The organism is Rhodoplanes elegans, assembly GCF_016653355.1.
Classification (GTDB): domain Bacteria; phylum Pseudomonadota; class Alphaproteobacteria; order Rhizobiales; family Xanthobacteraceae; genus Rhodoplanes; species Rhodoplanes elegans.
In genome coordinates, this window is sequence record NZ_NHSK01000025.1 from 1 (window position 1) to 11,393 (window position 11,393).

Consider the following 11,393-nt stretch of genomic DNA (forward strand, 5'->3'; position numbering starts at 1 on the left):
GCGGGGGCTGCCGCCTGGGGCCGGACCGCTTGAGTGCGGCGTGCCGGCCGCCTACAAGGTGCCGGCGACCGGCGCCGGAGGCGCAGAGGGACGTGCGCGCAGGTGCGGGCGTGGGGCGCGAGCGAGGGGACGATGCTGGCGGGGCGGCGGATCCTGGTCACGGGCGGAGCGGGCTTCATCGGCTCGGCCGTGGCGCACCATCTGGTCGGCGACCTCGGCGCGCACGTCCTGGTGGTCGACAAGCTCACCTATGCGGGCAATCTCGCCTCGCTGGCCGGGCTCGACGGGCGGCCGGGCTATCGCTTCGTGCGCGCCGACATCTGCGACGCCGCCCGGATGGCGGCGCTGTTCGCCGACTTCGACCCCGACGCCGTGATGCATCTCGCCGCCGAGAGCCATGTCGACCGCTCGATCGACGGCCCGATGGATTTCGTCACCACCAACGTGGTCGGCACCTGCACGCTCCTGCAGGCGGCGCTGGGCCATTGGCGCGGCCTCTCGCCCGAGCGTGGACAAGCGTTCCGGTTCCATCACGTCTCGACCGACGAGGTGTTCGGGGCGCTCGGCGAGACCGGGCAGTTCACCGAGACGACGCCTTACAATCCGCGCTCGCCCTACTCGGCTTCGAAGGCCGCATCCGACCATCTGGTCAGCGCCTGGGGTCACACCTACGGGCTTCCGGTCGTGATCAGCAACTGCTCGAACAACTACGGGCCGCGCCAGTTTCCCGAGAAGCTGATCCCGCTCAATCTGATCAAGGGCTTGGCGGGCGAGCCCATGCCGGTCTACGGCGAGGGCAAGAACGTCCGCGACTGGCTGTTCGTCGAGGACCACGCCCGCGCCCTGGCGCTGGTCCTGGGGCAGGGCCGGGTCGGCGAGACCTACAATGTCGGCGGCGACGCGGAGCGGCGGAACATCGACGTGGTGACGACGCTGTGCGCCGTGCTCGACGATCTCGCGCCGCGTGCGGCCGGACCGCACCGCGATCTGATCACCTTCGTGCGCGACCGGCCGGGCCACGACTTCCGCTACGCCATCGACTTCTCCAAGCTCCAATCCGAGCTCGGCTGGCGGCCGCAGGAATCGTTCGAGACGGGATTGCGACGCACCGTGCAGTGGTATCTCGACAACCGCGCCTGGTGGGAGCCGCTGCTGAAGACGCACGACGCGGCGGCCCGGCGCGGCCTCGCGACGGCGCGCTGACGCGGATCGGGGCGGTCATGAAGATTCTGCTCCTCGGCGGTACCGGTCAGCTCGGTCGCGAGAGTCTGCTTCGCGCCGGGCCGGGTCTGCGGATCGTCGCGCCGACGCGCCGCGACCTCGATCTTGCGCAGCCGGAGACGATCGCCGCCTACGTCGCCGGGCAGGACGTCGACGTGATCGTCAACGCCGCCGCCTACACGGCCGTCGACAAGGCCGAGAGCGAGCCCGATCTCGCCTTCGTGCTGAATGCCGAGGTGCCTGGCCGGCTGGCCGCCGCGGCCGCCGCGAAGGGCGTGCCGCTCGTCCATGTCTCGACCGACTACGTGTTCGACGGCACCAAGGGCGCGCCCTATCTTCCGTCAGATCCGGTGGCTCCGCTCGGTGTCTACGGCGCCAGCAAGGAGGCGGGCGAGCGCGCCGTCCGCGCCGCCGGAGGCCGTGCCGTGGTGCTGCGGACCGCCTGGGTCTACGGCCCGTTCGGCGGCAACTTCATGAAGACCATGCTGCGGCTGGCGCGCGAACGCGACGTGCTGTGCGTCGTCGACGACCAGCGCGGCACGCCGACCGCCTCGGCCGATCTCGCCGCGGCATGTCTGACGATCGCGGCCCGGCTCGTGCGGGACCCGGAGGACCACGGCGGCACGTTCCACTTCACCAATGCGGGCGAGACCACCTGGTGCGGCTTCGCCCGCGCCATCGTCGAGATCGCCGGGCCACGGCTCGCGAAGACGCCCGAGGTCGTCGCCATCGCGACGGCCGATTATCCGACGCCGGCCGAGCGGCCGGCCGACTCGCGACTCGACTGCGCGGCGACGCTCGCACGTTATCAGATGGCGCAGCCCGACTGGCGCGCGGCGCTCGCCGCGACCCTCGACCGGCTGCCCGAAGAGGTTTTCAGATCATGAAGGGCATCATCCTGGCCGGCGGCAGCGGCACGCGGCTCTATCCGGCGACGCTCGCCGTCAACAAGCAGCTGCTGCCCGTCTACGACAAGCCGATGATCTATTATCCGCTGTCGGTGCTGATGCTGGCCGGCATCCGCGAGATCCTGCTCATCTCGACGCCCGAGCATCTCGGCTTCTACGAACACCTGCTCGGCGACGGCTCGGCCTGGGGCATCCGCATCGACTACATCGTGCAGGACAAGCCGATAGGCCTCGCGCATGCGTTCGTGCTCGGCCGCGACTTCGTCGGCACCGACAAGGTGTGCCTGATCCTCGGCGACAACATTTTCTACGGCCACGGACTGTCGGCCGAGCTGGTGCGCGCGGCGAAGTCCGACGCCGGCGCCACCGTGTTCGGCTACTATGTGCGCGACCCCAGCCAGTACGGCGTCGTCGTCTTCGATTCCGACGGGAAGCCCGTGGAGCTGATCGAGAAGCCGACGACCTTCCGGTCGCCCTGGGCCGTCACCGGGCTCTATTTCTACGACAACCGCGTGCTCGACATCGCCGCCGACCTGAAGCCGTCGGCGCGCGGCGAGCTGGAGATCACCGACGTCAACCGCTGTTATCTGGAGATGGGCGCGCTCGAGATCGTGAAGCTCGGCCGCGGCTACGCCTGGCTCGACACCGGCACGCACGACGCGCTTCTGGAAGCCTCCGAGTTCGTCCGCTCGATCCAGGCCCGTCAGGGCCTGCTGGTCGGCTGCCTGGAAGAGGTCGCCTATCTGCAGGGCTTCATCGGCGCCGACGACGTGAAGCGACTCGCCGCACGGTTCAGCAAGACCGCCTACGGGGCCTATCTGGAGCGGCTCGTCGCGCCGCAGTGAGCGTCACTGCCGCCCGCGGTCACTGCGCCTGTGCGCGCCGTGAGAGCCGGGCGAGGTCGGCGTCGACCATCTCGGCCACGAGGCCTTCGAGGTCGGTCTCGGCCGCCCAGCCGAGCCGCTCCTTCGCCTTCGCCGGATTGCCGAGCAGCATGTCCACCTCGGCCGGCCGCAGGAAGCGCGGGTCGGTGACGACGTGATCCTCCATGGCGAGCCCGGCATGCGCGAAGGCGAGCCGGCAGAAGTCGCGCACCGAGGCGGTGCGGCCCGTCGCCACGACGTAGTCGCCCGGCGTGTCCTGCTGCAGCATCAGCCACATCGCCTTGACGTAGTCGCGCGCATGGCCCCAGTCGCGCTTGGCGTCGAGATTGCCCAGCGCGAGCTGCGTCTGCAGCCCGAGCTTAATGCGGGCGACGCCGTCGGTGATCTTGCGGGTGACGAACTCGATGCCGCGCAGCGGCGACTCGTGATTGAACAGGATGCCGCTCGAGGCGTGCAGCCCGAAACTCTCGCGGTAGTTCACCGTCATCCAGTGAGCGTAGAGCTTGGCGGCCGCGTAAGGCGAGCGCGGATAGAACGGCGTCGTCTCGGACTGCACCGGCTCCTGGACGAGCCCGTACATCTCCGAGGACGAGGCCTGGTAGAAGCGCGCCTGCGGCGCCTCGAGACGGACCGCCTCCAGCACGTTGGCGGCGCCGAGCCCGGTGACGTTGCCGGTGAGCAGCGGCTGGTTCCACGACGACTTCACGAACGACTGGGCGCCGAGATTGTAGACCTCGTCCGGCTTCACGTCGCGCATCACGCGCATGATCGACGAGAGGTCGGTGAGGTTGCCGTCCAGCATGGTGATGCGGTCGGCGACACCGAGCCAGCGCAGCTTCTCGTCCATCACGTCGGAGGCGCTGCTGCGGCGCACGAGCCCGTAGACGTCGTAACCCTTGTCGAGCAGGAGCTGCGACAGATACGCCCCGTCCTGCCCGGTGACGCCGGTGATCAACGCGCGCTTCATGGGATGTCCTCTGCGGCCGAGCGCCGCCAGCGTGACCTTCTTCGCGCGGCTTTCTTTACGGGGACGGGCGTCGCCCGTCCAGCGTTTCGGGCCCGTCCGGCGGGCGGCCGGCGCCGGCCCGTGGAGCGATTTGACTCGCCCGGCCGGCTCCGCTTTGGTCGGGCTTCCGCATCATCGCAGCGACCCGCGATCGCGTCGCGCAACGAGCCGAGACTCCCCGTGCAGATGCCCGATCCGGCCACCGACCCGCGGCTCCACGACGGCGTCGGCTGCTGGGTGGAGCGGCTCGCCGTCGACGTGCCGCCCGGCCGGCCCGCTCTGTTTCTCGACCGCGACGGCGTGGTCGTCGAGGAGACCCATTATCTCTCGGAACCCGCCAAGGTCCGCCTGCTCGACGGCGCGGCGCGCGTGATCGCCTGGTGCAACGCGCGCGGCCTGCCGGTCGTGCTGGTGACCAACCAGGCCGGCATCGCCCGCGGCTATTTCGGCTGGCGGGAGTTCGAGGCGGTGCAGCAGGAGATCGTCCGCCGGCTCGTGGCGGCGGGGGCGCGGCTCGATCTCGTCCTCGCCTGCGCGTTTCACGACACCGGCGACGCGCCCTATCGGGTCGCGGAGCACCCTTGGCGCAAGCCCAACCCGGGCATGATCCTGGCCGCGGCCGAGATGCTCGCGATCGACCTGCCGGCCTCGGCCGTGATCGGCGACAAGGTGTCGGATCTCGAAGCCGGCGCGGCGGCGGGGCTCGCCCGCGCCGTGCTGGTGCGCACCGGTCACGGCGGCGACGAGGAGGGCAAGCTCGGACGCCTGCCGCCCACCGGGCACACGGCCTTCGCGGTCGCCGCCGACATCGGGGCGGCGTTCGACGGGCTCGTCGCCGCGGGCTGGCCCGGCGGAGCCGGGACGGCCGGCTGAGCTACGCCCTCCCGTCGGCGACCAGCCGCGCCTCCACCTGCTCGCAGATGTAGTGATACAGGCACAGATGCACCTGCTGGATCTGCGGGGTCACGCGGGACGGCACGTCGATCAGGATGTCGGAGAGCGCCGCGAGCGCGCCGCCACCCTCGCCGGTGAGCGCGATGGTGGTCATCCCGTGCGTGTGGGCGCTCTCGAAGGCGCGGATCACGTTCTTCGAGTTGCCCGAGGTCGAGAGGCCGAGCACGACGCCGCCCGGCTTCGCATAGGCCTCGACCTGGCGCGCGAACACCGTGTCGAAGGCATAGTCGTTCGACCAGGCGGTGAGCACCGCCGTGTTCGACGCGAGGCAGACGCAGTTCAGCGCCCGCCGCTCCTTCAGGAAGCGGCCGACCAGCTCGCCGGTGATGTGCATGGCGTCCGACGCCGAGCCGCCGTTGCCGCACACCAGGAGCGGCAGGCCGGCCGACAGCGCCGTCGCGATCGCCGTGACCGCCGCGTCGGCGCGCCGGCATCCGGGATGCCGGGCGCTCTCGACGAGCACGCGCCCGGACAGTTCGAGGTAATGGTCGATCGACATGGCGGTGCTCACGGGGCGGGTGCTCGCAAAGGCGTCCGAGGGGTCACGGCGCGGGCCGGCCAGCATCTACCACGCCGAAGCGGGGTGACAAGCACGCGGCGTTCGGACGTTCGCGGCCGTGCCGCCATCGAGGAGGCCGCCGGCGCCATCGAGAAAGCCTTCGCTCTATCTCTTGCGGCCGACCCGATGCCTGATGATGCCCTCGCACAACACCCGGAATCCCTCGCCGGGCTGGTCCTGCTTCAGCAGGACGGCCCGATCGACACGAAGGGGTGCCGCCGCCGCCTTGTCGACGAACAGGGTCGACACGCGTGCGGCGACCGCGTCGCGCCGGTCCGAGCCGATCTCGCCGGTCAGCGTCATGTGGAAGAAGAACTCTCTGAGCACGTACGGATACCCCCATCGATGGAGGTTCCAGCGCTCACGCTCGTTCAAGCTCGGGGTGAGACGGCGGACGTGATCCGCCGCCGTGAAGGGCGCGCGGAACAGATCGAAATAGGTGAGGCAGTCCGATGCGAACTGCTTCACGATCCCGCTCGCGCGCCGTGGAACGATGGCGACGAAATCACGAATGACCCGCACCTCGGGAACGATCGTGGCGACGCTCCGCGGCTCGTCGCAGAAGGTGGAGAAGGCCTGGACCAGATCGGTCTCGCCGTATCCCTCGGCGAGGCGGAACGGCGGCACGAAGGTCACGTGAAGGCCGTAAGGTCGAGGCGCTTTGGTCAGGTCCGGCCAATCCTCGGGCAGCCCCGCATCCGACGGGTGCGGGACGACGGCGCCGGAGTAGGAATCGTAGCCGATCAGGCTGCTGCCGAGCCGATAGATCGCGCTGTCGGATGGCGGCACGAAATACACGGTGTAACGCGGCATCCAGGTCATCGGCGACTCGTGACGTGCGGGAGAGCCGTTACCGGCAGGCTCACTGTAAGCGGCCCGCCGGCATGATTCGTCCGTAGAAATCGTCACCGCGGATGGCGTCGGATCGGGGTTCGGCACCGCAGAACGCCGCGCCGCGCGGCAACGGCGGCCACGGCTTCGGCGGCTCCGCCGCCGACGCAGAAAAATCCCGACCGTGCGCCCGTGCGCCGATCAGCCAAGTGCATGTTTCGAGAAGAGAAAAATGGCGCGCCCGGAACGATTCGAACGTCCGACCCTCAGATTCGTAGTTAGCAGACGCGGGCCTTGCCCAGCCCTAGAAGTAAAGCCCGGAAGCCCTCAAGTTGCTGTTTCCACTCGACTTTATCGTTCGGGACCGCTAATCTTCGGCACCCTGGCCACCCCGGCGAGGGGCCAAATTACCTTATTTGAGCGGAGTGCGTTCCGTGCGTGATTCCCCAAGGCGGGTGCGGTTCACAGAGGCGAGCCTGCGGGCGCTGCGGGCGCCAACCGCGAGCGGCAGGCAGGAGTTGTGGTGGGACACGGACCTGCGGGGCTTCGGCGTCCTGCTCTCCGGGTCGACCAACGGCCGGAGCTATGTCGTCCAGCGCGACCTGCCCGGCGGGCGGACCCGGCGCGTCACCATCGGCCCGACGAACGTGCGCACACTGGAGGAGGCGCGGGCCGAGGCCCGCACCATCCTGAACCAGTTCCACGACGGGATCGACCCGCGGCAGGCGAGGCGCGAGGCGGCCGCCCGCGGCGCCACCCTGGGCGAGGCGCTGGACATGTACCTGCGCACGAACCGGCGACTGCGCGCCTCCAGCACTGCGGAGTACACGCGGTGCGTCCACCGCCACCTTGCTGACTGGGTGGACCGGCCGATTCGGGAGATCACGCGCGAGGATGTCGAGCGGCGGCATGCGGCCATCGCCCGGAAGGTCGCGGCGGAGGGCCGGTACTCAGGAGAACAAACAGCGAACGCAGTGATGCGCGTGCTGCGTGCCATCTGGAATGCTGCGGCGGACCGCGACCCGACCCTTGGGCAGAACCCGGTGCGGCTGCGCCGCGAGTGGTTCGCAGCCCGGCGCCGCACCCGCTGCGTGCGGGCGGACGAGATGTCCGCATTCTGGGGCGCGGTCCAGGAGCTGGAGAACCCCTACGCCCGGGGCTATGTGACGCTGCTGCTGTTCACCGGCATGCGCAGGCGCGAGGCCGCATCGCTGCGCTGGGACGATGTGGACTTCGCAGCGGGCGTGCTCCGTGTGCCGGAGGGGCGCACGAAGTCGGGGCGGAAGCTGGACCTGCCGCTCACGACTGTGCTGCGCGACATGTTGGTCGGGCTGCGGGCGATCGGCCGCACGGAGTTCGTCTTCCCGGCCGCATCGAAGTCGGGCCACCTCGAAGAGCCATCGAGCATCTTCGACGCCATCGAGAAGGCCGGGGCGGTGCGCGTGAGTCCGCACGACCTGCGGCGCACCTTTGTCACGACCGCCGAGGCCTGCGACATCTCGCAGGTCGCGCTCAAGGCGCTGGTGAACCACAGCCTGGGGAGTGGCGTGACCGAGGGCTACGTGATCATCGAGCCGGCGCGGCTGCGCGAGGCCGCACAGCGGGTCTGTGACCGCCTTGCAGAGCTGTGCTGCATCACGGCGCCACCGGGCGTCGTCGTGATGAGGAGCTGACGTGTAGGATCTTTACTTCGTCGTCGATCGCCCGGATACTCTAAAGGTCGTCTGGTAGGCCGCCACCTGGTACGTCCAAGAGTATCGAGCCAGACGAGACTGAAGGAAGCGTAGGTTGGCTAGCTTCCCTGGCGCAATTCACGGCGCCGGGGAGGGGTGTGCCTCACGGACCCTCCTGGCGCCATGCTCAGGAGGGCCGCATGGCCGACCTAGTTCCCGCACGGCACGGCATCGACCGCCGCGCCCGTGACATCAGCAAGCTCAGCACCGGCCACCCCGACGACCTGATCACGACCGCACAGCTCGCGGCGTGGCTTGGCGTCTCGATCCAGTGGGCCGAGATCGGCCGGTCCAAGGGCTGGGGTCCCCCCTACATCAAGCTGGGCCGCCGCGTCGCCTACCGCCGCGGCAGCGTGCTGGCGTGGCTCGCCGAGCGCGAGCGCGCGCACCAGAAGCCCCCCGGCACACCCACCACGAAGGCTGCGGCCAACTCGGCAGCGGGGGCGTGACATGGGCGAGCGGGACGCAGGCGACACCCGGTTCGCGGCATGCCGCCGCGAGCAGCAGGCGAAGGCGGAGGCGCTCGACCGCCTCAGGGCGGACGTGGATGACGCCGCCCGCCTCCACGGCATGAGTCCTGACAAGCCGACGGGCCGCCATGTGCTGCGGTGCCCGTGCTGTGGGGGGCGCCTTGATCTGTGGGTGGACCTCGGCAAGCCGCTGTTCCAGGGCGGCAACCAGTGCCCCGACCTCCGCAGGATCAGGGACCTGATCCGCGACCAGCTCGCCGGCCGCGGGCACGGGGCAGTCGAGGTGAGATGATCAGAGACGAAGAGACCCCGCCGTGTCTGCGACGCGGCGGGGCCGAAGACATTTCTGCTGGTGTGCACCTCTGGAGCAGGCGCAGTGAAGAACATAGACGGAACTGACAGCGCGGGCAAGCTGGCCGGCGCCAACGAAGTCGCCGAGCTGATGGAGCTGTTCGGCGGCTGCGACAGCAGGCACGGCACTCATGGTGAGCCGGTCTGGGAACCAGACAAGGGGAAGTGGACAATCAGGTCGACGGCCAGGACCCTGCGGGAGGGACCGACCGCGGACCTCTGGCAGCAGCACCTGGATGGGAAGCGGCCGCTCGGGGTGATCCCGATCACCAGCGAGGGGCTGTGCTGGTGGGGCTCCATTGACGTGGACGTGTACGACATTGACACCGTGGGCACCGTGCGCAAGGTGCGCGACCTGAAGCTTCCCCTGGTGCCGTGCACGTCGAAGTCGGGTGGCCTCCACCTGTTCATGTTCCTCAGTCAGCCGACCCCTGCGGCTGAGGTCCAAGCGGCGCTGCGCAGCATCGCCGGCCGCCTCGAACTGAGTCCGCACGTGGAGGTCTTCCCCAAGCAGCTGAGCATCAGTGAGGAGAAGGCGGGAAGCTGGATTGTGATGCCCTACTTCGGCGGCACGTTCGGCGGCAAGCTGCGCGAGCAGGTGGGCCTCAACGACTACGGCAACCCGATGCCGCTGGAGGGCTTCATCCGGGCGGCGCGCGAGGCCCGGCTGACGCCCGCTGACTTCGTCAGCACCGGGGCGAGCGCCCGGGCTGTGGTGACGCCCCCCCGGCAACGTGCAGCGTGCGGGGAAGCGGCTGATCTCACGGGCCGGGGCTTCGGCGGGCGCATGCTCGCGGTCTGGTCGCGCCGCCTCGCCGGGACTCCCGAGGGTCGCCGCAACGACATGATTGCGGCGGCAGCCTTCCACCTCGGCCGCATCGTCGGCCGGGACTGGGTGTCGCGGGATGAGGCGGAGGACGCGCTGCGCACCGTGTTCTCTCAGTGGCCCAACGTGGATCACAGCGAGGATACGATGCGCCGCCAGCTCGACAGGGGCGCAGCCAATCCGCACGACGACCTCGCACCAGAGGCGCCACCCTGGCCCGACCTGCGCACAAGGCGGAAGGATGGGTCGTCGCCGGGTGAGATCAGGGTGGTGCAGCTGAGCGATGTGCCGATGCGCGCCATGGACTGGCTGTGGAAGGGCCACCTGCTGCGCGGCAGCATCGAAATGCTGTCGGGCGGCGTGAACCTCGGCAAGTCGCAGGTCCAGATGGGCTGGATTGCGTCGGTGACGGCCGGGCGGCCGTGGCCCGATGGAACGCCCGGACCGGAGCCGGGCAACGTGATCCTGATCACCGCCGAGGACAACCTGTACCACACCGTGGGTCCACGGTGCCGAGCGGCGAAGGGCGATCCGGCGCGCGTGACGGTGGTCGAGGGCATCAGGCGCGACGAGCGCACGGACATGTTCACGCTCACCACCGACCTCGGCGAGCTGGAGCGGCTGATCCGTGAGAAGAACGCGGCGCTGGTCGCCATCGACCCGATCACGGCCTACATGGGCGGGAAGGTCGACAGCCACAACGCCACTGACGTGCGGTCGGTGCTCAGTCCGCTGAAGGACATCGCGGAACGCACGAACGCGGCATTCTCGATCATCACCCATCCGCCGAAGTCGGCAAGCGGCAAGCGGGCGAACGACCTGTTCATTGGCTCACAGGCCTTTGTCGCCGTGGCCCGCATCGGCCACCTGATCCTGGAGGAACGGGAGAAGGACGAGGACGGCAAGTGGGTGGAGACGGGCCGGTGCCTCCTCACGATCGCGAAGAACAACCTGCACCGCTACCCGCCGACCCTGGCATACACCATCGATGAGGTAGCCGTCGGCCAAGACGACCACGGCGAAGTGATTACAGCGCCCTACGTCGTGTGGGATCCGAAGCCGGTGGACGGGACCGCCGACCAGCTGATGAAGCTCTACGATGGCCGGGGCGAGGAGCGGAACCCGGCGGTCGCGTTGCTTCGTGATCTGCTAGGAAGCCCGGACGACTGCCGGTCTGTCGACGCCGCCAGTGTCACGCGGGCGCGCGAGGCACGCGGCCTCTCCGAGGACCAGATGAAGCGGGCGCGGGCCAAGCTGGGGGTGAGGGCAACCAAGGTCGGGCAGCCCGGAACGGCCGGGCAGAAGTGGGTCTGGCACTACGACGGCTGCGATCCCAAGAGCGGCGAGCTGCTGGTGTGAGCCTCGCGCGCGCCCGCGCGCGGGGGGAGTAAGCGCAAACCGCCGCCTTCGGGCGGAGAGGTGGGGGAAGTCCTAGGGAGAGTGGCATCTCCCGAAGAGGGCGGGGGGCGCCGTCTTCGTCGCCCCCTTCGGTGAAGAAGGCGGTCGAGCCGGGGGACCGTCGAAGGAGGCGGTCGGCCCGAAGAAGGCGCCGAAGGAGGCGGGGGCCGCCTCCTTCGAATAGAGGCCGGGGGGATAAAGATAATTGCTTCCCCGGTCCCCGAAGAAGGCGGCTCCTCGATCTCCCCCCGC

Annotated in this window: 11 protein-coding genes; 8 read left to right on the plus strand and 3 right to left on the minus strand. The window is 69.6% G+C overall.

Going from position 1 to position 11,393, the window contains the following annotated elements; all coding sequences use genetic code 11:
- The first annotated feature begins 132 nt into the window (after window positions 1-132).
- Genes rfbB through rfbA form a run of 3 tightly spaced genes read left to right on the plus strand, consistent with a single transcriptional unit; the run spans window position 133 to window position 2,974 of the window.
- On the plus strand, window positions 133-1,203 hold the full coding sequence (gene rfbB, locus CCR97_RS01500) for a dTDP-glucose 4,6-dehydratase (protein ID WP_111357778.1): 1,071 nt from the start codon (window positions 133-135) through the stop codon (window positions 1,201-1,203).
- Between the two features lie 17 nt (window positions 1,204-1,220).
- A complete protein-coding gene (gene rfbD, locus CCR97_RS01505; RefSeq protein ID WP_111357777.1) occupies window positions 1,221-2,108 on the plus strand; it encodes a dTDP-4-dehydrorhamnose reductase in 888 nt (295 codons plus the stop codon).
- Window positions 2,105-2,974 (plus strand): glucose-1-phosphate thymidylyltransferase RfbA, encoded by an 870-nt coding sequence (rfbA, locus tag CCR97_RS01510; RefSeq protein ID WP_111357776.1) that lies wholly within the window; start codon window positions 2,105-2,107, stop codon window positions 2,972-2,974. Before rfbD ends, rfbA begins: the two co-directional genes overlap by 4 nt.
- A 19-nt stretch (window positions 2,975-2,993) precedes the next feature.
- Here the strand turns inward: rfbA and gmd are convergent, their stop codons facing one another.
- Entirely contained in the window at window positions 2,994-3,980 is a 987-nt protein-coding gene (gene gmd / locus CCR97_RS01515) for a GDP-mannose 4,6-dehydratase (protein ID WP_111357775.1), read from the minus strand.
- 225 nt (window positions 3,981-4,205) lie between these two features.
- Between gmd and CCR97_RS01520 the strand changes: the two genes are divergently transcribed.
- Window positions 4,206-4,892 carry a D-glycero-alpha-D-manno-heptose-1,7-bisphosphate 7-phosphatase gene (locus tag CCR97_RS01520; RefSeq protein ID WP_111357774.1) on the plus strand — a complete coding sequence of 229 codons (687 nt, stop codon included), beginning with the start codon at window positions 4,206-4,208 and terminating at the stop codon, window positions 4,890-4,892.
- Between the two features lies 1 nt (window position 4,893).
- Here the strand turns inward: CCR97_RS01520 and CCR97_RS01525 are convergent, their stop codons facing one another.
- Together CCR97_RS01525 and CCR97_RS01530 are read right to left on the minus strand one after the other, a co-directional pair.
- Window positions 4,894-5,484: a D-sedoheptulose-7-phosphate isomerase gene (locus CCR97_RS01525; RefSeq protein ID WP_338049046.1), complete on the minus strand. Its 591-nt coding sequence runs from the start codon at window positions 5,482-5,484 to the stop codon at window positions 4,894-4,896.
- A gap of 153 nt (window positions 5,485-5,637) precedes the next feature.
- Window positions 5,638-6,354, minus strand: a complete 717-nt coding sequence (locus CCR97_RS01530; protein ID WP_111357772.1) for a DUF1045 domain-containing protein — start codon at window positions 6,352-6,354, stop codon at window positions 5,638-5,640.
- Between the two features lie 443 nt (window positions 6,355-6,797).
- On the opposite strand from CCR97_RS01530, the gene CCR97_RS01535 reads away from it, so the two are divergent.
- From CCR97_RS01535 to CCR97_RS32225, 4 genes are all read left to right on the plus strand, one after another.
- Window positions 6,798-8,036: a tyrosine-type recombinase/integrase gene (locus tag CCR97_RS01535; protein WP_170145876.1), complete on the plus strand. Its 1,239-nt coding sequence runs from the start codon at window positions 6,798-6,800 to the stop codon at window positions 8,034-8,036.
- A 200-nt stretch (window positions 8,037-8,236) separates the two neighbouring features.
- Entirely contained in the window at window positions 8,237-8,545 is a 309-nt protein-coding gene (locus CCR97_RS01540; RefSeq protein ID WP_111357770.1) for a helix-turn-helix transcriptional regulator, read from the plus strand.
- A gap of 1 nt (window position 8,546) precedes the next feature.
- Window positions 8,547-8,858: a hypothetical protein gene (locus CCR97_RS01545; protein WP_111357769.1), complete on the plus strand. Its 312-nt coding sequence runs from the start codon at window positions 8,547-8,549 to the stop codon at window positions 8,856-8,858.
- 84 nt (window positions 8,859-8,942) lie between these two features.
- Window positions 8,943-11,102, plus strand: coding sequence for an ATP-binding protein (locus tag CCR97_RS32225; protein ID WP_111357768.1), 2,160 nt, complete (start codon window positions 8,943-8,945; stop codon window positions 11,100-11,102).
- The last annotated feature ends 291 nt before the right edge of the window (window positions 11,103-11,393 follow it).